Origin of the sequence: Mobilicoccus massiliensis, assembly GCF_000826525.2 — a bacterium.
Lineage (GTDB): Bacteria > Actinomycetota > Actinomycetes > Actinomycetales > Dermatophilaceae > Mobilicoccus > Mobilicoccus massiliensis.
In genome coordinates this window covers 646889-668178 of the sequence record NZ_LN651331.1, presented here as the reverse complement: position 1 = coordinate 668178, position 21290 = coordinate 646889, and the positions used below count along the sequence as shown (strand labels likewise).

The 21290-nt window shown below is 70.3% G+C and carries 15 protein-coding genes; 10 read left to right on the top strand and 5 right to left on the bottom strand.

Features of this window, described 5'->3' with window-relative positions; translation table 11 throughout:
• Positions 1 to 35 precede the first annotated feature (35 nt).
• From hrpA to BN1197_RS15880, 6 genes are all read left to right on the top strand, one after another.
• Positions 36 to 4160 (top strand): ATP-dependent RNA helicase HrpA, encoded by a 4125-nt coding sequence (gene hrpA, locus BN1197_RS15905; RefSeq protein WP_245851980.1) that lies wholly within the window; start codon positions 36 to 38, stop codon positions 4158 to 4160.
• A gap of 165 nt (positions 4161 to 4325) precedes the next feature.
• The gene (locus BN1197_RS15900; protein ID WP_040161814.1) at positions 4326 to 5276 is read left to right on the top strand and encodes a PAC2 family protein; all 951 of its coding nucleotides are present in this window, start codon (positions 4326 to 4328) and stop codon (positions 5274 to 5276) included.
• Positions 5277 to 5462: 186 nt separating this feature from the next.
• The gene (locus BN1197_RS15895) at positions 5463 to 6182 is read left to right on the top strand and encodes an EcsC family protein (RefSeq protein WP_040161812.1); all 720 of its coding nucleotides are present in this window, start codon (positions 5463 to 5465) and stop codon (positions 6180 to 6182) included.
• 147 nt (positions 6183 to 6329) lie between these two features.
• Positions 6330 to 7304: a DUF4192 domain-containing protein gene (locus BN1197_RS15890; RefSeq protein ID WP_040161811.1), complete on the top strand. Its 975-nt coding sequence runs from the start codon at positions 6330 to 6332 to the stop codon at positions 7302 to 7304.
• Between the two features lie 121 nt (positions 7305 to 7425).
• On the top strand, positions 7426 to 7827 hold the full coding sequence (locus tag BN1197_RS15885) for a universal stress protein (RefSeq protein ID WP_040162166.1): 402 nt from the start codon (positions 7426 to 7428) through the stop codon (positions 7825 to 7827).
• A 276-nt stretch (positions 7828 to 8103) separates the two neighbouring features.
• Positions 8104 to 9849 (top strand): RNA polymerase sigma factor, encoded by a 1746-nt coding sequence (locus BN1197_RS15880; protein WP_040161809.1) that lies wholly within the window; start codon positions 8104 to 8106, stop codon positions 9847 to 9849.
• 272 nt (positions 9850 to 10121) lie between these two features.
• Here BN1197_RS15880 and BN1197_RS15875 read toward each other — a convergent pair whose 3' ends face one another.
• Positions 10122 to 10655, bottom strand: coding sequence for a type II toxin-antitoxin system PemK/MazF family toxin (locus BN1197_RS15875; protein ID WP_040161806.1), 534 nt, complete (start codon positions 10653 to 10655; stop codon positions 10122 to 10124).
• 168 nt (positions 10656 to 10823) lie between these two features.
• Between BN1197_RS15875 and lepA the strand changes: the two genes are divergently transcribed.
• From lepA to hemW, 3 genes are all read left to right on the top strand, one after another.
• The gene (gene lepA, locus BN1197_RS15870; protein WP_040161803.1) at positions 10824 to 12764 is read left to right on the top strand and encodes a translation elongation factor 4; all 1941 of its coding nucleotides are present in this window, start codon (positions 10824 to 10826) and stop codon (positions 12762 to 12764) included.
• Between the two features lie 8 nt (positions 12765 to 12772).
• Entirely contained in the window at positions 12773 to 13501 is a 729-nt protein-coding gene (trmB, locus tag BN1197_RS15865; protein WP_040161801.1) for a tRNA (guanosine(46)-N7)-methyltransferase TrmB, read from the top strand.
• 176 nt (positions 13502 to 13677) lie between these two features.
• Positions 13678 to 14964: a radical SAM family heme chaperone HemW gene (gene hemW / locus BN1197_RS15860; protein ID WP_040161798.1), complete on the top strand. Its 1287-nt coding sequence runs from the start codon at positions 13678 to 13680 to the stop codon at positions 14962 to 14964.
• Here hemW and BN1197_RS15855 read toward each other — a convergent pair.
• Positions 14909 to 16102 (bottom strand): acyltransferase family protein, encoded by a 1194-nt coding sequence (locus BN1197_RS15855; protein ID WP_141397314.1) that lies wholly within the window; start codon positions 16100 to 16102, stop codon positions 14909 to 14911. The genes hemW and BN1197_RS15855 overlap by 56 nt on opposite strands.
• Positions 16103 to 16331: 229 nt before the next feature.
• On the opposite strand from BN1197_RS15855, the gene BN1197_RS15850 reads away from it, so the two are divergent.
• On the top strand, positions 16332 to 17630 hold the full coding sequence (locus tag BN1197_RS15850) for a glycosyltransferase (protein ID WP_141397313.1): 1299 nt from the start codon (positions 16332 to 16334) through the stop codon (positions 17628 to 17630).
• A 27-nt stretch (positions 17631 to 17657) separates the two neighbouring features.
• Here BN1197_RS15850 and nadC read toward each other — a convergent pair whose 3' ends face one another.
• Genes nadC through nadA form a run of 3 tightly spaced genes read right to left on the bottom strand, consistent with a single transcriptional unit; the run spans position 17658 to position 21197 of the window.
• Entirely contained in the window at positions 17658 to 18563 is a 906-nt protein-coding gene (nadC, locus tag BN1197_RS15845; protein ID WP_052466855.1) for a carboxylating nicotinate-nucleotide diphosphorylase, read from the bottom strand.
• Positions 18560 to 20173, bottom strand: a complete 1614-nt coding sequence (locus BN1197_RS15840; RefSeq protein ID WP_052466854.1) for an L-aspartate oxidase — start codon at positions 20171 to 20173, stop codon at positions 18560 to 18562. The genes nadC and BN1197_RS15840 overlap by 4 nt, the downstream gene beginning before the upstream one ends.
• Before the next feature lie 4 nt (positions 20174 to 20177).
• Entirely contained in the window at positions 20178 to 21197 is a 1020-nt protein-coding gene (gene nadA / locus BN1197_RS15835; RefSeq protein ID WP_040161789.1) for a quinolinate synthase NadA, read from the bottom strand.
• Positions 21198 to 21290 lie beyond the last annotated feature (93 nt).

Sequence of the window (21290 nt, the reverse complement as noted above, 5' to 3'; positions counted from 1 at the left end):
GGAATGAACTCGACGCCCTCCGTATTCTGAAGAGCGTGCCCGAAACCCCTCGTCCTCGTCCGCCACGGCCGGCCGTCGCCGACCGTGCGGTGGTCGACAGTGCGCCGGAGGCATCCAGTGACGGGCGGTCATCGACCTCCGAGCCCACCGCGAGCGGCAAGACCGAAGCGAAGCGCAACCGTGGCCGGCGCGGCGGGCGCTCTGCCGGGCCGAGAGCGGCCCAGGGCGAGCGACCGGACAGGCGTGGCTCGCGTCGCGGCCGGGAACAACGCCCACCGCTGACCCCCGAGGAGCGCGAGGAACGCCGCCGTCGGGCCGAGGAACGGCAGGCGAAGCGGGCGGCCTCGGTCCCCGAGATCACCTACCCCGACCTGCCGGTCAGCGCGGTCAAGGACGAGATCGCGGAGGCCATTCGCGAGAACCAGGTCGTCATCATCGCCGGTGAGACCGGTTCGGGAAAGACGACGCAGATCCCCAAGATCTGCCTCGAACTCGGCCGGGGCATCGCCGGTCAGATCGGTCACACCCAGCCCCGCCGCATCGCCGCCCGTTCCGTCGCCGAGCGCCTCGCGGACGAGCTCGGCGTCGATCTCGGTGCGCAGGTCGGCTACCAGGTGCGGTTCACCGACGAGTCCTCCCGCGACACGCTCGTCAAGGTGATGACCGACGGCATCCTGCTCAACGAACTCCAACGCGACCGTGACCTGCGGCGATACGACACGATCATCATCGACGAGGCCCACGAGCGCAGCCTCAACATCGACTTCGTCCTCGGGTACCTCAAGCAGCTCCTGCCCCGGCGTCCCGACCTCAAGGTGATCGTCACCTCGGCGACGATCGACCCCGAACGCTTCGCCGCCCACTTCGCCGACCGGAACGGCAGACCGGCCCCGATCATCGAGGTCTCCGGACGCACGTACCCGGTCGAGGTCCGGTACCGGCCGCTCGTGCGCGTCGAGCCGAGCAAGACCCCCGGCAAGCCTGACATCGAGACCGAGATCGACCAGATCACCGGCATCTGCGAGGCCGTCGAGGAGCTCTGGACCGAGGGCGGTTCGGCCGAGCGGGCCCGTGACGGCGGCGGCGAGGACATCCTCGTGTTCCTCTCCGGCGAACGCGAGATCCGTGATGCCGCAGACGCGCTCGAGGGCATGAACCTCCCCGGCACCGAGATCCTCCCGCTGTTCGGGCGTCTCTCCGCGGCCGAGCAGCACCGGGTGTTCTCCCGCCACACCGGTCGCCGGGTCGTGCTCGCCACCAACGTCGCCGAGACCTCCCTCACCGTGCCCGGAATCCGGTACGTCGTCGACGCCGGCACCGCCCGCATCAGCCGGTACAGCCAGCGCACCAAGGTGCAGCGCCTTCCCATCGAACCGATCAGTCGGGCGAGTGCCAACCAGCGCTCCGGCCGATGTGGTCGCGTCTCCGACGGCATCGCGATCCGGCTGTACGCCGAGGACGACTACGAGAACCGCCCCGAGTTCACCGACCCCGAGATCCTGCGGACCAACCTCGCGAGCGTCATCCTCCAGATGACCGCGCTGGGCCTCGGCGACATCGCGCGGTTCCCGTTCGTCCAGGCTCCCGACTCACGGATGGTCACCGACGGTCTGCGCCTCCTGCACGAGCTCGGGGCGATCGACCCCGACCAGCAGGACCCACGCCGGCGCCTCACCGACGTCGGCCGCCGGATCGCGCGGATCCCCGTCGACCCCCGGCTCGCCCGGATGCTGCTCGCCGCCGCCGACGAGGGCTGCCTGCGTGAGGTCATGGTCATCGTCGCGGCGCTCTCCATCCAGGACGTGCGGGAACGCCCGCTGAACCAGCAGGCCCAGGCCGACCAGCAGCACGCGCGATTCAAGGACGAGAAGTCCGACTTCACGACGCTGCTCAACCTCTGGAAGTACCTGCGCAAGCAGCAGAAGGACCTCAGCGGCAGCGCCTTCCGCCGCATGTGCAAGAACGAGTTCCTCCACTACCTGCGCATCCGCGAATGGCAGGACCTCGTGGGCCAGCTCACGACGACGATGCGTGAGCTCGACCTCCAGCCCAACCAGCACCCGTCGACACCCGAGAAGGTCCACCGCGCGCTGCTCACCGGACTGCTCTCCCAGATCGGCCTCTACGACCGCGACAAGCGCGAGTACCTCGGCGCCCGCGGAGCCCGGTTCGCCATCCAGCCGGGGTCCGCGTTGCGCCGGACGAACCCCGAATGGCTGATGAGTGCCGAGCTCGTCGAGACGACCCGCCTGTGGGCCCGCACGAACGCCGCCACCGACCCCCGAGCCATCGAGGAACTCGGCGCCCACCTGCTGCGGCGCAGCTACTCCGAGCCGCACTGGAGCCGTAAGCGCGCCGGGGTGGTCGCGAACGAGAAGGTCACGCTCTACGGCGTCCCGATCGTCACGGACCGCCCCGTGAGTTACGGCGCGATCGACCCCGAGGCGAGCCGCGACCTCTTCATCCGCCACGCCCTCGTCGAGGGTGACTGGGACACCCCGCACCGGTTCTTCCACGACAACCGCAAACTCGTCGCCAAGCTGGCCGACCTGGAGTCGCGCGCCCGGCGCCGCGACATCCTCGTCGACGAGGAGACGCTCTTCGAGTTCTACGACCACCGCATCCCCGCGACGGTGGTCTCCGGCGCGCACTTCGACGCCTGGTGGAAGAAGGAGCGACGGCGCCGTCCCGACCTGCTCACGTTCACCGAGGACTTCCTCGTCTCCGACGACGCCGACGAGATCGACGCGACCCACTATCCACACGAATGGGTCCAGGGCGACCTGCGACTGCGCCTGACGTACCAGTTCGAGCCGGGCACCGACGCCGACGGCGTCACCGTGCACATCCCCGTCGAGCAGCTCAACCAAGTCAGCGAGGAGGGCTTCGACTGGCAGGTTCCCGGCCTGCGCCCCGAGCTCGCGACGGCGCTGCTCAAGAGCCTGCCCAAGGCCACCCGCAAGCACTTCGTCCCCACCCCCGACCACGCGCAGGCCGCGCTCGCCGAGGCCGACGAGGCCGAGATGGCAGCCGGTACGCCGTTGGTCGAGGAGCTGGGCCGGGCCTTGTACATCCGCACCGGCCACCGCGTGCCCGCGGGGGAGTGGGACGTCACCCGCGTCCCGGATCACCTGCGGATGACGTTCCGGGTCGAGGACCCCCGCGGTCGCAGGCTGGGGGAGGGCAAGGACCTCGCCGAACTGCAGGCCCGCCTCGCCCCGCAGGTCCGGACGACGATGGCCAGGGCCGCCGGTGACGTCGAGCGCACCGGCCTCACGACCTTCGACCTGACGGAGCTTCCCGCGGTCTTCGAGCGGCGGGTCGGCAAGCGCGACGTCCAGGGGTTCCCGGCCCTCGTCGATCAGGGAGACTCCGTCGCCGTCCAGGTGCTCGCCGCCCGCGCCGAGCAGGTCGCGGCCACCCGTCTCGGCCTGCGGCGATTGTTGCTGCTCAACCTTCAGGTGCCGTGGAAGCGCATCCTCGGCCTGCTGACCAACACACAGAAGCTCGCCCTCGGCAACAACCCGCACGGTTCGATGCCCGCACTGCTCGACGACATCCTCGCGGCGGCCGTCGACGCGATCGCCGCCCGCACCCTCGCCGCGACCGGTGCCGAACTCATCCGCACCCCCGAGCAGTTCGACGCCGCGCTCGCCGCGGTGAAGCGCGAACTCGTACCGACCGTCATCGAGATCGTCGAATGGGTCCACCCGGTGCTCGACCGGGCACTCGCAGTGCGGCTCGCCCTCGACGGCATGACGCCGCGAACCCCCGAACTCGCAGCGCTCAAGGACGACCTGGCGGCTCAGCTCACCGACCTCGTCCACCCCGGTTTCGTCGCCGAGACCGGCCACGCCCACCTGCGTCACCTGCCGCGGTACCTGCAGGGCATGCTCGTCCGCCTCGACAAGGCACCAGCGGAGCCGTGGCGCGACGCGCAGCGCCTCGAGATCGTCCGCACGGTCGAGGCCGAGCGGACGAAGCTCGTCGACGCGTTGCCCGAGATCGAGCGCAGCGCCGACGACGTGCGCGCATTGCGCTGGATGATCCAGGAGCTGCGGGTCAGCCTCTTCGCCCAGTCGCTCGGCACGGCCCATCCCGTCTCGGAGAAGCGCATCTACAAGGCGATGGACGCCGTCGAGGACGCCCACGCCCGATGATCCGGCGCCGGGTCGGAGCCCGTCGTACCCCCCGACCTAGGCGGGCGCGTCACCCGGGGCCCTGCGCGCCGCCTCGGGAATCGTGGGACCCCGTGAGACGTTCATCTGATGAAACGGGGGACCCGATCTCCTCATGAACTCAGGGAGCCTACGGAAGGAGACCCGGTGCAGGATCCCACGACGCTCTATCGGCTCGAGACCGACACCGATGTCGCCGATCTGCGTGCCTCCACGCTGATCGTCGCCCTCGGTGGATTCCTCGACGCCGGGCACACGCAGCGGCTGCTCGTCGAGCACCTGCTGCGCACCCTCGACCACACGGTGGTGGCCACCTTCGACGTCGATCAGTTGCTCGACTACCGCGCTCGGCGTCCGGTCATGACCTTCTCCAAGGATCGCTACACCGAGTACACCGACCCCTCGCTCGCGCTCTACCGGCTCGTGGACGACTCCGGAACCCCGTTCTTCCTGCTCTGGGGCCCGGAGCCGGACTACCAGTGGGAGCGCGTCGCCGCGGCGGTCATCGGCCTCGCCCGAGCACTCTCGGTCGAGCTGTTCGTCTCGGTGTACGGCATCCCGATGGCCGTGCCGCACTCTCGGCCCATCACCTCCACCGTGCACGGCACCACCGACGCGTTGCGCGACGGCGCCACCCCCGTCTTCGGCACGATCACGATGCCGGGTTCGCTGTCGGCGCTGCTCGAGCTGCGGCTGGCCGAACAGGGCGGGTCGGCCGTCGGATTCGCGGTGCACGTTCCGCACTACCTCGCCCAGGGCGACTTCCCGGCCGGCGCTGCGCACGGACTCGAGAAGCTCGCCGGAGTGGCGAACCTCGACCTGCCGCCCGCTGCGCTCGAGCTCGCCGCGGCCGACAGCGCACACGCCATCGCGGCGGAGGTTGCCGAATCACCCGAAGCGGCCGAGATCGTGCGTGCCCTCGAGGTGCAGTACGACACCCGGCTCGCGCGGTTGGAGTCTGGGATCACGGCAACGGCCGAGGACGACGAATCCGACGGCCCGGCGGCCGGGTTCGACGCAGCCTCGCTGCCCACCGGTGACCAGCTCGGCGCCGAGCTCGAGGCGTTCCTCGACGAGATCCGGCGCGGAGGACACTGAGCCGACCTCGTCGGCGACATGACACGCGAGTCATGGTGCCGACGAGGCTCGCCTCGACCCACGTTCGATCCCGCCCGCGGCAGGCGCCCGTGTTTGACCACCTCCGCGGATGGGCATGGAGACGTCCGGAGCAGCCGGGCATCACCGCAGCACTTCGACCCGACATCCCTCGACCAGGAGGACACCATGGGGATCTTCGACCGCAAGAAGAAGAACGAGCCCGCCCAGACGCCCGTCGCGACCGAGGACATGGGTGCGCTCGGCGGTCAGGCCGCCAGACTCGTCGAGCGGATTCTCGAGGTCGGCATCGACGGCAAGGGCACCTTCGACTCGGCGCAGAAGATCGCCGACGACGCCCGCCGCCGTCGCAGCGACCCCGAGCGCGTCATCGACGACATCGTTTCCGCCCACCTGCGCCTCGCCGCGGCCAACGGGTTCGTCACCGGCCTGGGCGGGTTCGTCACGCTGCCCGTGGCGCTCCCGGCGAACGTCGCGGGCTTCTACATCGTCGCGACGCGCATGGCCGCCGCCATCGCCGCGGTTCGTGGCTACGACATCGAGGACCCATCGGTGCGCTCGGCGCTCCTGCTCGCGCTCGTGGGCGCGGACGCCGACGACCTGCTCAAGAAGGTCGGCTACTCGAGCACGGGGCGCCTGGCCAACCTCGCGGCGGAGCGACTCCCGGGGGCCGTGCTCATGGCGATCAACAAGGGTGTCGGGTTCCGGCTTATCACCAAGCTCGGCCGCTCGACCTTCGCGCGCGCAGGGCGAGGGGTGCCGTTCCTCGGTGGTGTCATCGGCGCCGGCCTCGACTCCTACCTGCTCAAGAAGATCGCCGACCACGTGCGCCAGCAGTTCCCGGTCAAGGCCACGCTCACCTCGCTGCCCACGACGCCCACCAGCTGATCCTCGCGTTCTGCCCGACGCGGGCCCCGCGCCGACTCCTCGGCCCGGGGCCCGTGTCGTCCCCAACCCCTTCTCAACACGCTCGGGTTGTCCCCAGGGCGGAGATGGGGCCTCCGCGGGACCGTCGTGCCGAGTCACCGTCGACGCATGACCCTCGCGCCGCCCTGCTCGTTCGCCGATCTGCTCGTCTTTCTGCCCTACCACGTCGGTTTCCGTCTCATCGACGCGCTGGTCGTCGTCGCGCTCGACGGCGCCCGGGTCGATCTCGTCGAACGCGTCGACATCCCGCCCCGCGGTGTTCTCGACCCGGAGTGCATCGCCCGCATGCTTCTCGGAGTGTCGAACCGTCGTGCGTCGTCCCTGCTCGTCGTCGCCTACGCCGACGATCTCGACCCCGAGCCGGCCCTGGCCCATCTGGTCGGCGCCATGGCCGATACGTTCGGCGGCGATCCGGAGATCGCCCGGGTCGCGGTGGTCGGCCGAGACCGGTGGCGCGAACCCCCGCACGGACCGTGGCAAGACCTGCCGGATCCCGCCGACGTGCCGATCGTGGCCGAGTACGTCGGCCGGGGAGTCAGCCCGCTGCCCGACCGCCACGCCCTCGTCGCCGCGCTGGCGCCCGACCCCCTCCTGGTCAGGGCGGCGGCGACCGCGGCCGGCCGACTCCGGCCGACGCCCGTGGAAGGGCTCCTCGCGTGGGAGCGCCTCGTGGCCGGGGAGTCGCGCGAGTCCGGGGGAGAGGACCTGTTCACCACGCTCGCGTTCGTCGGACATGTCCGTGGTCGCGACGCCCTGCTGTCCCGCCTCGTCCCGCTGGGAGTCGCCGATGACGGCCTCTACGGCCGCTGCGACGGTGGGGAGGGTGACCACACGCGTCACGTCGACCCGCTCGCGCGACGATCGGCGGTTCGAGCCGCGCTGATCCGGCTCGTCCGAGCCTCGCCTCCGGGGTGGCGCGCGACCACCTTGACGATCCTCGGCGCCTGGGCCTGGGACGCCGGTGACGGAGCCCTGGCGTCGGTGGCGACCGCGCTGGCGTTGCAGGAGGACCCCTCATGCACGCTCGCGGGTGTCGTCGCGCGGCTGGTGCAGTTCGGCATTCGACCCCGGTGTGAGGTGTGAACGAGCGTCCGTCTCCTCCTGCGGCTCGGGGGGTGATTGGGCTACGGTGGCTCATTGAGAAGTGGGCCGATGCCCGACGTTCATCACCAGGCCCGCCCAGGCCGTCCTCGAGGAGGCGCGAGTGTCCGTCGTCGTGGGATACATCCCGACCAAGGAGGGCCGCGCAGCCCTCGAGCATGCCGCAAGTGAGGCCAAGCTGCGAGGATGCGACCTCATCCTCGTCAACTCCACGCGCAGCGGCCGCGACCCCGAGGCCGAGGCCGCCCGCAAGTTCGAGGAGTCGCTCGCCGAGGTGCGTTCCGACCTCGAGAACCAGCAGATCTCGTTCGTCGAGCGCAGTCTCGCCCGCGGTCAGGACCCTGCCGAGGACCTCATCGACGTCGCCGAAGAGGTGGATGCCCAGTGCATCGTCATCGGACTGCGCCGACGCTCGCCCATCGGCAAGCTCGTGCTCGGCTCCAACGCCCAGCGCATCCTGCTCGACGCGCGCTGCCCCGTCATCGCGGTCAAGGCCACCTCCTGACCCGCTCCGCGACGGCGCCGGCCGAGGCGGCTCCACACCGACGCGATCATGGTGTGCGCCCGTACCCCGGCCGGGGCCTCGCGACCTGCGTAGAGGTGGTCGGTCGTGCAACAACGGGGGGCGTGGAATTATAATGGTGCTCCGACGATGGCGAGCGGGATCGAGCCAGGACCCGCGTCGACGCCCGTGATCGATCGCTCCGCACGCGGAGCGCCCACCAGGACGAAGCTTGTTCTCGCTTTGTCATCCCACGAACGAAAGGTGTCGGGGTAACCCGTGGCGAACGCCTCCAAGTCGGCCGCAACACCGGCCAAGCTCCCTGCCGAATTCACCCATCCCGCGCTCGAGAGCCTCCTCAAGGTCGGCATGACCCGGGGCACCGTCGACAGCGGTGAGCTGAAGCAGGCCCTCGAGGCGGCCGAACTCACGCCTGCGCGTCAGAAGGCCGTCATCCGGTCCCTCGAGCAACAGGGTGTGCAGGTCACGCTCGACACCGAGCACGCGGCCCAGGCCGTCGGCAGTCGCAAGCGCGCCGCCCGAAAGACGACGGCCAAGAAGGCCACGACGAGGTCCACCGCCAAGACCGCGTCGAAGAGCGCTGCAGCCGCACCCACCGGCCAGGACGCCTCCGACGAGGAGGAGACTGGTTCGGCCACCACCGCCAAGAAGACGACCGCCCGCAAGGCGGCGGCCAAGTCGACCGCCAAGACCGCGGCCAAGAAGACGACGGCGAGGAAGACGACGGCCAAGAAGGCCGCCGCCAAGAAGACGGCCGCCGAGAAGACCGGCGCCGAGAACGTCGACCCCGACGCCATCGACGAGCCCGAGCTCGACGACACCGCGGTCGAGCCCGGTGCGGAGGACCTCGAAGGCGCGGCCGACGACGTCGACATCGAGGCCGGAGCCGCCGAGCCCGACGCCGAGGGCGACGAGGACGCCACCGATGACGATGGCGACGACGACGCCACCGACGGTAAGACCGCCCGCAAGGGTCGCGCCCGTAAGGCCAAGAAGCCCGAGGAGGCCGCCACCGAGGGCACCGAGGAGTCCGGATTCGTCCTGCGTGAGGACGACGAGGACGACGCCCCCGCCCAGCAGGTCGTCACCGCCGGCGCCACCGCCGACCCGGTCAAGGACTACCTCAAGCAGATCGGCAAGGTCGCCCTCCTCAACGCCGAACAGGAGGTCGAACTCGCCAAGCGCATCGAGGCGGGCCTGTTCGCCGAGGAGAAACTCAAGTCCGACGAGGAGTTCGAGCCCACCCTCAAGCGCGACCTGTGGTGGATCGCCCAGGACGGCAAGAACGCCAAGAACCACCTCCTCGAGGCCAACCTGCGACTCGTCGTCTCGCTCGCCAAGCGCTACACCGGTCGCGGCATGCTCTTCCTCGACCTCATCCAGGAGGGCAACCTCGGCCTCATCCGTGCGGTCGAGAAGTTCGACTACACCAAGGGCTTCAAGTTCTCGACGTACGCCACGTGGTGGATCCGTCAGGCCATCACCCGCGCGATGGCCGACCAGGCCCGCACCATCCGCATCCCCGTGCACATGGTCGAGGTCATCAACAAGCTCGCCCGCGTGCAGCGTCAGATGCTCCAGGACCTGGGCCGCGAGCCCACCCCCGAGGAGCTCGCCAAGGAACTCGACATGACCCCGGAGAAGGTCGTCGAGGTCCAGAAGTACGGCCGCGAGCCCATCTCGCTGCACACCCCGCTCGGCGAGGACGGCGACAGCGAGTTCGGCGACCTCATCGAGGACTCCGAGGCCGTCGTGCCCGCCGACGCGGTGAGCTTCACCCTCTTGCAGGAGCAGCTCCACTCGGTGCTCGACACCCTCTCCGAGCGGGAGGCCGGCGTGGTCTCGATGCGCTTCGGCCTCACCGACGGCCAGCCCAAGACCCTCGACGAGATCGGCAAGGTGTACGGCGTCACCCGCGAACGCATCCGTCAGATCGAGTCCAAGACGATGTCGAAGCTGCGCCACCCCTCCCGCTCTCAGGTGCTTCGGGACTACCTCGACTGAGGCGTCCTCGGGCCCGCCACCGGTGTGTGGATGGGCGAAGGGGCGGGGCCGGGGCCCTGCAGACGGGAAAAGCGTTCTTGGTCTGCGGAACCCCCGGCCCCGCCCCTTCGTCGGGCCCGGCGTGACGTGCGGGTCGGGATCGTGCGGGTCGGTGGCGACGCGTGATTCGTGGGGGTCGCTCTCGGCCGCGCTTCGCCGCCGTCGTGGACTGGATGTGGCGTCCCTGTTCCCGAGTGACCGGGGGAGCCGGCGTTCGCGCGTGACCGGAGGTGCTAGCGCAGGCGGCCGGCGGCTTCGATGACCTCGTCGAAGGTGACGCGGTCGAGGGCGGCGCCTTCGCGGCGGACGGTGGCGGGGGAGAGGCGCACGATGCGGTCGAGGCGGGCTTCGCTGGGGCGGCCGGAGGTGTCCCAGGCACCGGAGCCGATGTCCATCCAGTGCCGGCCGGCGGCTGCTTCGGAACGTTCGTCGCGGTCGTGGTCCTTGCTGGTGAGGGGGAGCCCGAGGAGCCAGGGGCCGTCCTGGCCGATGATGAGGGCGGGACGGTCCTTGCCGCGCTCGTGGTTCTCTTCGAAGGGGATCCAGGCCCAGCACACTTCGCCGGGGTCGGGGCGCCCGTCGGCGGTGGGGGCGTAGACGGCGGCGAGGGGTCCGAGGTAGTCGCCGGGGTAGGCGCCGGCGGGCGTGGAGGTGCGGTGCCCGGTGCGGGGACGTCGGTGGGTGGATCCGCGTCCGCGTGCAGAGATCTCCTGCTGGACGCCGCGGGCGACGGCGCGGCCGAGGTCGTTGAGGAGTCGAGTGAGCATCACCCGGCCAGGCTACGACGGATGTGTCGTCGGAAAGGGCCACCGAGGGTGGGATGTCTGCGGTCCTGCGGGCGTCATCGCTGGGGGTCGGTGCGTGCGCGGGGGTGTGGGAGACTGGGGCGTTGCTCTTGTCCCCTGCATCGATGAGGTAATCGCCCCGTGTCTCCCATGGCCCGTTCCGCGTTGAAGCCCCACGCGACGCCACCGGAGCTGATCCGTAATTTCTGCATCATCGCGCACATCGATCACGGCAAGTCGACGTTGGCGGATCGCATGTTGCAGCTCACCGGCATCGTCGAGGACCGGCTGATGCGAGCCCAGTACCTCGACCGTATGGATATCGAGCGGGAGCGCGGCATCACGATCAAGTCGCAGGCGGTGAGGATGCCGTGGTCCGTCGAAACGACGAGCGAAGCGAGTCCTGTTTCGGCGGAACAAGAAGACGTGCGAGCGCAGCGAGCTTCGAGCCTTTCGGGGGGCCCACGGGGGGCGGAGCCCCCCGTGAGTAGTTATTGCCTCAACATGATCGACACTCCGGGGCACGTGGATTTCACGTATGAGGTGTCGCGGTCGTTGGCGGCGTGTGAGGGCGCGGTGTTGTTGGTCGATGCGGCTCAGGGTATCGAGGCGCAGACGTTGGCGAATCTGTATTTGGCGATGGAGAATGATCTCGAGATCATTCCGGTGTTGAACAAGATCGATTTGCCTGCGGCGCAGCCGGAGAAGTATGCGGCGGAGATCGCCGGGTTGATCGGGTGCGATCCGGATGACGTGATGCGGGTGTCGGGTAAGACGGGTGAGGGCGTCGAGGCGCTCTTGGACCGTATTGTCGAGGTGATTCCGCCGCCGACGGGTGATCCGGATGCCCCGGCACGGGCGATGATCTTCGATTCGGTGTACGACACGTATCGGGGTGTCGTGACGTATGTGCGGGTCGTGGACGGGCATCTGTCGCCGCGGGAGCGGATCGAGATGATGTCGACGAAGGCGTCGCATGAGCTTCTCGAGATCGGCGTGATCTCGCCTGAGCCGGTGCCGAGTGATGGCCTGGGGGTGGGTGAGGTGGGTTACCTCATCACCGGGGTGAAGGATGTGCGGCAGTCGCGCGTGGGTGACACGATCACGAATCTTCGTAAGCCGGCGGCGGAGCCGCTGGGTGGGTATCGGGATCCGCGTCCCATGGTGTTCTCGGGGCTGTATCCGATCGATGGCTCGGATTATCCGGTGTTGCGTGACGCATTGGACAAGCTCAAGTTGAACGACGCCGCGCTGGTCTACGAGCCGGAGACGTCTGCCGCGCTGGGGTTCGGGTTCCGGGTGGGTTTTCTGGGGATGTTGCACCTGGAGATCGTGCGGGAGCGGTTGGAGCGGGAGTTCGATCTCGACCTCATCTCGACGTTGCCGAACGTGGAGTACGAGGTGGTGATGGAGGACGGTTCGCACGTCGAGGTGACGAACCCGAGTGAGTTCCCGTCGGGGAAGATCCGTTCGGTCACCGAGCCGGTCGTGCGGGCGACGATTCTCGTGCCGAGTGAGTTCATCGGTGCGGTGATGGAGTTGTGTCAGAGCCGGCGTGGTTCGTTGCGGGGGATGGACTATCTGTCGGAGGACCGCGTCGAGATGCGGTACACGTTGCCGCTCGCCGAGATCGTCTTCGACTTCTTCGACTCCCTGAAGAGTCGGACGCGAGGTTATGCCTCGCTCGATTACGAACCCGACGGCAGTCAGGAGGCCGATCTCGTCAAGGTCGACATCCTTCTGCAGGGCGATCAGGTCGATGCGTTCAGCGCGATCGTGCACAAGGACGCCGCGTACGCCTACGGGGTGCGCATGGCCTCCAAATTGCGTGAGCTCATTCCGCGGCAGCAGTTCGAGGTGCCGATTCAGGCGGCGATCGGCAGCCGGGTCATCGCCCGCGAGACGATCCGGGCGATCCGCAAGGACGTGCTCGCCAAGTGCTACGGCGGTGACATCAGCCGTAAGCGCAAGCTGCTGGAGAAGCAGAAGGAGGGCAAGAAGCGCATGAAGATGGTGGGTACCGTCGAAGTGCCGCAGGAGGCCTTCATCGCGGCGTTGTCGAACGAGGCCGTAGAGACGAAGAAGAAGTAGGGCGGCCGGTGCCCTCGGAGCGGATTCGCCGCGAGGTCGTCTCGTTCGCGCGTCGCGACGGGCGGCTGTCGCACCGGCATCAGCAGGCGTGGGACGAGCACCATGCGCGGTACGTCGTCGAGCCGATGAGGGAGGCGCGTTCGACGTCGCTCGCAGGTGATTGGGTCTTCGATGCCTCCGCCGCGTTCGGTCGTTGCGCGCCGCTGGTCGTCGAGATCGGTTCGGGTGACGGCGATGTCGTCCTCGCGTCGGCCCGCGCGCATCCGGAGAGGGACCATCTCGCGGTCGAGGTGTATCGGCCGGGGCTCGCCCGCACGATCGTCGGCGCCGACCGGCTGGGGCTGGACAACGTGCGCATGTTGATCGCCGACGCGCGGGCTCTCGTCGAGCACGGTCTGCCGCCGGAGTCGGTCACCGAGGTGCGCGTCTTCTTCCCCGACCCGTGGCCGAAGGCTCGCCACCACAAGCGTCGGCTGGTCGACGCGGGCTTCGTCGCCGATGTCGCCCGGGTGCTCCGGCCGGGGGGTGTGCTGCGGCTCGCGACCGACTGGCAGGACTACGCCGACGTCATGCGAGCGGTCTGCGAGGCCGAACCGGAACTCGCGTCCGCGCATCCCGGCACGGCGTGGGCGCCTCGCTTCGAGGAACGCGTCGAGACGCGGTATGAGCGCAAGGGAGCCGCCTCGGGCCGCGAGATCCGCGATCTGGCGTACGTCAGGCGACCGAGGCGACGCTGAGCCCGTCGGGAGGGCGACAGGCTCAGCGCCGCCGCGATCGTCCGAACGATCGCTTGGACAACGTTGAGACCCCCTGAAGCACACCGGGTTTCGAGTATCGGTCATCGGTCATCGGTCCCCGCGTCGGTGCCATCCTGCCACGGATCGCCCCCGGACGCAGTGGCAGACTGCTGGCCATGCCCGCACGACCCCCGGACGGTGATCCCGCCCCGACGACCGGTGAGCTGCCGCCGACGGCTTTGGCCGAGTTCGGCTCGGGGTCACGTGCGTTCGGAGCGTACGTGCACGTGCCGTTCTGTCTGCGGCGCTGCGGCTACTGCGACTTCAACACCTACACCCCCGGTGAGCTGGGGGAGAGCGGCGTCTCCACGCCGATGGAGTCCTACCTCGACGCCGCGATGGCGGAGATCGCTCTCGCGGCCCGGGTCCTGCCCCGGCGGCCGCTCGACACGGTGTTCCTCGGCGGCGGCACGCCGACGCTGCTGCCACCCGATCGCCTCGCGGCGTTGCTCGGTGCCCTCGAGTCGGCGTTCGGGTTCGCTCCGGATGTCGAGATCACGACCGAGGCGAACCCCGACACCGTCGACCCGCGACGCGATGCCGCCGACGGCCCGGGTCACATCGCCCGGCTCGCCGAGGCGGGGGTCACGCGCATCAGTCTCGGCATGCAATCGGCCGTTCCTCACGTGCTCGCGACGCTCGACCGCACCCACGACCAGGAGGCCGTCGGCGCGGCCGTGCGAGCCGCCCGCCAGGCGGGGCTCGCGACGAGCGTCGACCTCATCTACGGCACCCCGGGGGAATCGCTCGACGATTGGCGGACCTCCCTCGAGGCGGCGATCGCGCTCGAGCCCGATCACGTGTCGGCGTACGCGCTCGTCGTCGAGGAGGGCACCCGACTTGCGGCCCAGGTGAGGCGCGGCGAGGTCGCGGCCCCCGACGACGACGACGAGGCCGACAAGTACGAGCTGGCCGAGGACCTGCTCGGCGCCGCGGGTCACCGCTGGTACGAGGTGAGCAACTGGACCCGCGGGGAACGGGGGATCTGCCGCCACAACGAGGGGTACTGGCGCAGCGATGACTGGTGGGGGTTCGGACCCGGCGCCCACAGCCACGTCGGAGGAGTGCGTTGGTGGAACGTGCGCCACCCGGCGGCCTACGCCTCGCGTCTCGCGAGCGGTACATCCCCGGCTCAGGCGCGGGAGCTGCTCACCGAGGATCAGCGGTACGAGGAGGACGTGCTCCTGCGCATCCGGCTCGCGGAGGGGCTGGCCACGGCGCGTCTGCGGCCGGAGGGGCGTGCGGCGGTCGATTCGGTCGTCGCCGACGGTCTTGCGGAGGTGGTTCGGGGCGCCTCGCGGGCGGAGAGCTCGGAGGGCGAGGGTGGCGCTGGAGACCGGCTCGTGCTCAGTCCGCGCGGACGCCTGCTCGTCGATACGGTGCTGCGGCGTCTGCTGCCCTGACGGTCGGCGACGGCGGCGGGCTCGCCGCGACGCCGGCCTGCGTCGCGGCGCCACGGACAAGGCGGCGTTTGACGGAGCCTGGCAGGTCGAAGAGCACGCCGAGGCCGACGGCCTTGAGCAGCCGTTCGAGGCCGATACAAAGAATGACGATGAGGGCGGCGACGGCGATCGGGTACGCGATCTCGGCCATCTGCCCGCTCAGCCAGCCGCGGAAGAGTTCTGGTCGCTGCACCCCGAACCACGTGAGTGCGGCCACGAAGGGCCAGTGGAGCACGTAGACGCCGAGCGTGCGACGCCCCACCCAGGCGCCGGGGACGCGAAACCAGCGAGCCTTGGCGACGAGCTGTGCCAGGGCGAGGAAAGCGACCGCGGCGCACAACCCGGCGGCAACCTCGAGGGGATAGCCGAGAACGAGGTCGATCTTCTCCGCCACGGCCGCGCCGGCGACGTAGACGACGAACGCGAGACCGGACGCGATCCATGAACGCGTCAGCGCGATGAGTTGCTCTCCGACGAGCGCCCCCGCGGCGAAGAAGATCGCCCGCGGTAGGCCCGCGGCGTCGCGAGTGAGTGCCATGATCGCCCAGCCGGCGGCGAAGAAGCCGACCAGGACCAGGGCAGGGGGAACGCGACGGGTGAGGGCGAGCACGAACAACGACACGGAGAGCACGTAGACGAACCACAGGGGCCCGACCTGCGGGTAGAGCAGGCTCAGCCCGAGGCCCGACCACGAGTGCATCTCGAACTTCGCCCGGTCGACATAGGGGTAGAAGAGGATGCCGACCGCGAAGTAGAGGAGGGTCCACACGAGGTAGAGATGCAAGTTGGTGGCGATCGCGAGCCGGGTGCGCGCAAAGCGGAGCCCCTCGCGGATCTTGCGCCTCGCGAGAAACCCGGAGAGCAGCAGAAGCAGCGGCATGCGCAGACTGCCGAGCACCGCCGTGTTGAACAGGACCCACGCTCGCGCGAGCGGACGACCGTGGTCGTCCGGGGTGAGGGGGAAGACGTGGAAGAGCGCGACGTGGAGAAGCACCACGGCGATGACGCAGAATCCGCGCGCCATGTCGATCCACTCGAGCCGACCGCCTGCTGCCGGGGCCGCTCCGCTTCCGTGGGCGGACTGCGCGCTCGCGGGCACGAAGAAATCCTCCTGCAGGTCGTCGGTCGACGCCCCGACGACCGCCGAGACGAAGAACCGCCCCTCGAGCGGCCGTGCTCCACCCTAAGGGGCGAGCCGGACACTCGTCCATGAGTGTGAGCGTGAAGGGGCGCGTGAGGTAGCGTGCAAACTCTCCCGCCGCGTCAAGTCTCCGCGGAGGGCATACCGAGGTGCCTCAGCCGGGAAAATGGGAAGGGGACGAGGACACGTGAGCACAGCCGCGCGACGACAGGTGCGCAGCGCCGTCGTCGTCAGCGCCGTCGATCCCTACCCCGCGGACAGCGGAAAGAGCGTGGTGCTCACCGGTTTTCTGCGTCACCTGCGCGATCGGCTGGGGCCGGAGAACGTCCACTACATCCACGTCGGTGGCAGGCCCGTCGCCGACCTCACGCCCTTCGAGGGCGTCACCGTCCACGAGGTCGGCGGACCGCGCGCCGCAGAGCGGTTACGCGCCGTCGTCGTCGAGGCCGGCCTGCGCCGCCGGAGCCTGCAGGAGACATTTCTCTCCTCCCCGCACGTCGCCGGGTGCGTGCGCCGTGTCCTCGCCGGGCTCGACGCCGATCTCGAGATCGTCGACACCGTCCGCATGTTGCAGCACGTCGGGCCACCGCCGGCCCGGAGGCGGCGCGTCCTCTACCTCGACGACCTGTTCAGCGTGCGGTACCGGCGCATGCTCGACGTCATCGATTCCGGCGTCGACGTCAGCGGGTTCGACCCGCTCGGGCAGTTCGGCAGGAACATCCCGGCTCCGCTGCGTGGTCTGACGCGCGTTCCCGTCACCCGCCGGATGCTGCTCCAGCTCGAATCGCGCCGGGTCGCCCGTTCCGAGCGCGAGGCGGCCACCGAGGCAGAGCTGTCGATCCTGCTCAACGAGGACGAGGCTGCCGGGCTGCGGCGACAGACCGGTGGTGACGTCGCCGTCCTGCCGCCGTGGGTTCCACAGCGCCCGGCATCCGCTCACGAGTGGGACGGGCGACCCGAGTACGTCTTCATGGGCCTGTTGTCGCTCCCGCACAATCACGACGGCGTCATGTGGTTCCTGCGGCACGGCCTGAGCCACCTGCTGGCCCGCCGGCCCGACGCGCGCCTGCACATCATCGGCCGGGACGCCTCGGAGGAGTTGCTCGCGGAGGCCGCCCGCCACGGTGACCACGTCGTCGTCCACGGCTACGTCGAGGACCTCGACGAGGCGCTGATGACGCGGTGTGCCCTCGTCAACCCGCTGCGCTTCGGGTCCGGAGTCAAGATCAAGACCCTCGACTCCCTGGCGCGGGGGATCCCCATCGTGGCGACCGCTTTCGGCATCGAAGGCATCACGACGACCTCGGTTCCGGGCGTCCGGCTCGTCGCCGACGCCGCGGAGGCCGGGCAGGCGCTCGCCGAACTGGCGGACCCGCAGGTGCGAGCGAGGGAGTCTCAGGGGGCACGGGAGTTCTACGACGCCCGCTTCGCCGAACCCGCCATCCGCCGGGCCTACGACGAGGCGTTCGGCACCGCCGCCCGCTGAGCGGTCCGACGCATGTGGCGGACGCCGTCAGCGGTGGTCGAGGCCGATGTCGAGGATGGGCGCGCTGTGGGTGATCCAGCCGACGGAGATGAGATCGACACCGGACTCGGCGACGGGCCGCACGGTCGTCGCCGTGATGCGTCCCGACGCGTCGGTGAGACACCGGCCGTCGATGAGCGCGACCGCCTCGGTCAGCACGTCCGGGGTCATGTTGTCGAGCAGCACGGCGTCGACGATGCCCGGCGCGACCCCGAGTTCGAGGACGTCGCGGAGCTGGTCGAGGGTGTCGACCTCCACCTCGACCCGGACGAGGTGTCCGACGCGCTCGCGCAGGCGTGCGAGCGCAGGGGAGATGCCGCCGGCGAAGGCGATGTGGTTGTCCTTGACGAGCACGGCGTCGTCGAGGCCGAAGCGGTGATTGGAGCCGCCGCCGGCGCGCACCGCGTCCTTCTCCAGGGCGCGCAGGCCGGGGGTGGTCTTGCGGGTGCAGCAGATCCGCGCGGTCGTGCCTGCGACCGCCTCGACGAGTTCGGCCGTGGCCGAGGCGACCCCCGAGAGGTGCGACACGAGGTTGAGCGCCACGCGTTCCCCGGTGAGCAGGACGTGCACCGGGCCGGTGACCAGCGCGATCTCGTCGCCCGGCTGCACCGGTGAGCCGTCGGGCAACAGCGCTCGGACGTCCACGGCCGGATCGAGCAGACGCCATGACATGAGCCCGGCCCGCAACCCGGCGACGACACCGGCCTCGCGTGCGACGAGGGCGACCGTGCCGGTCAGGCCGGGGTCGATCGTCGCGGCGGTGGTGAGGTCGCCTGCGCGCCCGAGATCCTCGGCGAGGGCGGCGCGCACGACGGGCTCGATGAGCAGATCCGGGAGCGGGGGGAAGTCGGTGTGCCGGGCCGTGGCGCCGGTGAGCGGGTCGGTGGTGGTCATGACGCACTCCTGGTGAGGTGGGCCGCGGTGCGGCCGGGATCGCGGAGGTCGGCGATCCCGACGAAGGTGTGCCGCGCTGCGGTGGTGGAGGGGTGGTCGACGCGCTGGTGAGCGCCGCGGCTCTCGGCCCGCTGCAACGCTGCGTGGGTGAGCAGGCAGGCGACGAGGCGGGTGTCGTCGGTGTCGGCGCCGTCGCGCAGCTCTTCGGCGGCGTGGGCCAAGGTGGCGCCGTCGCGGTACAGGCCGGCGGCGTCCTCGAGCAGAAGGCGATCGGCGAGCGTGGGCCCCTCGTGGGGGCGCGCGTGGCCGGGCCGAGGGGCAGGGGTCGTCTCGGCCGGCCGCACAGGGGCTGCGCCGAACCGCCCCGCGAGGTCGTCGGCGAGCGTATCGGCGCAGGCCACGGCCTCGAGGAGGCTGTTGCTCGCGAGGCGGTTGGCGCCGTGAAGGCCGGTGCTCGCGACCTCACCGACGGCGCGCAGGCCGGGCATGTCGGTGCATCCGGTGGCGTCGACCGCGAGTCCGCCCATGTGGTAGTGCGCGGCCGGGCGCACGGGGATGCGATCGCGACGCGGCTCGAGACCCGCCGCGACACAGGCGGCGTGAACCGTGGGGAAGTGGCTCTCGAAGTCGCGGGCGAGCGGGCTGTTCGGTACGTCGAGGTAGACCTTGCGCCCGGCCCGCAGAGCCCTCCAGACGGCCCGGGCGACGACGTCGCGGCCGGCGAGCGGATCCGGCAACGGGGTGCCGTCGTCGAGAACGAGCGCGACACCCTCACCGCGGACCGCCTCGCTGACCAGCGGCATCCGGGCGCCGGGCGTCGAGAGTCCGCCGCCGAGTGCGGACTCGACGTCGAGCGCCGTGGGGTGGAACTGGACGAGTTCGAGGTCGCGCACCCGGGCTCCGGCGCGCACGCCGAGCGCGAGACCCGAGCCCCACGACGTCACGGGGTTGGTGGTGTGGGCGAACAGCCCGCCGATGCCGCCGGTGGCGAGAACGACGCTGCCGGCCCGTACGTGGTGGACCTCACCGGTGGTGAGGTCGAGCATCTCGACGCCGGTGACGCGGTGGGTGGGGGAGTCGCTCGTGAGGAGGCGGGTGACACGCGTGCTGCCCCGCACGTCGACGCGAGGGTGGGCGTACGCGGCGGCGAGGACGGCGCGGAGGAACTCGGCGCCGCTGCCGTCGCCGTGGGCGTGAACGATGCGATGCCGCCCGTGAGCACCCTCGAGGCCGAGATCGAGCTCACCCGTGGGCGTGCGGTCGAGCGCCGCGCCGAGGTCGAGCAGTGCTCGGACGACGCCGGGTGCTGCGGCCGTGATGCGTTCGGCGATGCGGGGATCGGTGAGTCCGGCGCCGGCCGCCACCGTGTCGGCGGCGTGCAGGGTGGGGTGGTCGTCGGAGCCGACGGCGGCCGCGAGACCCCCCTGAGCGAGGGCGCTGGACGTCGAGACTCCCGGCCGGGGATCGGGGTCGGGGGAGAGGGCGAGCACCCGGAGGCCTCGCTCGGCCAGGCGCAGTGCGGTGGTCGAGCCGGCGAGGCCGGTACCCACGACGACGACGTCCGCTGAGGGGGCCGAGGGCGCGACGCGCGGCGCGGTGTGGGCGGTCATGGCCTCAGCCGATCGCGAGCATGCGGTCGACGGCGAGTCGCGCCCGGTCGGCGACGGCTTCGTCGAGGGTGATCTCGAACGTCATCGTCTCGAGGCTGCGGCGGATCTTGGCGAGGCTGTTGCGCTTCATGTGCGGGCACAGGTTGCACGGGCGGATCATCTCGACGCCGGGGTTGTCGGCCGCGATGTTGTCGCTCATCGAGCACTCGGTGATGAGGGCGAGGCGGCGGGGGGCCTTGTTCTTGACGTAGGCCTGCATCTGCGCCGTGGATCCGGCGAAGTCGGCGGCGGCGACGACCTCGGGCGGGCACTCGGGGTGGGCCACGACGACGACACCGGGGTGGCCGTCGCGGATCTGGGTGATGTCGCGCGGCGTGAAGCGGTCGTGCACCTCGCAGCGACCGGGGTGGGTGACGACCTCGATGCCGGACTCCGCCGAGATGTTCCTGGCCAGGTGCTCGTCGGGGATCATGATCGCCTTGTCCACGCCCCACTCGCGGGTGACGTGCTGCAGGATGCGCACCGCGTTGCCGGAGGTGCAGCAGATGTCGGATTCGGCCTTCACCGCGGCGGAGGTGTTGACGTAGGTGACGACCGGCAGGCCCGGGTGGGCAGCGCGCAGGGCCCGGACGTCCTTGGGGGTCACGCTCTCGGCGAGGGAGCATCCGGCCAGCAGGTCGGGGACGAGCACAGTGAGGCCGGGGTTGAGCAACTTGGCGGTCTCGGCCATGAAGTGCACGCCGGCGAGCACGAGCACGTCGGCCTCGACGTCCTGCGCGTGCCGGGCGAGCGCGAGGGAGTCACCGACGATGTCGGCGACGCCGTGGAAGATCTCCGGCGTCTGGTAGTTGTGCGCGAGCACGACGGCGTTCTTCTCGGCCTTGAGTCGCGCGATCGCGTCGATGTCGTCGGCGAAGGCCGCCCACTCGACCTCGGGGACGAGGTGACGGACGCGCTCGTAGGCGAGATCGCTCGGACGTGCGGCGGCATCGAGGCCGGCGGGGGTGCTCAGGACGTCGCTCATGGTGCTCTCCGATGCTCGGATCCTTCTGGCGAAGATGAGCATAGTGGTTTATGGCGTGGGTGAGCAAAAGGGGTACGTCACCGAGATGACCCT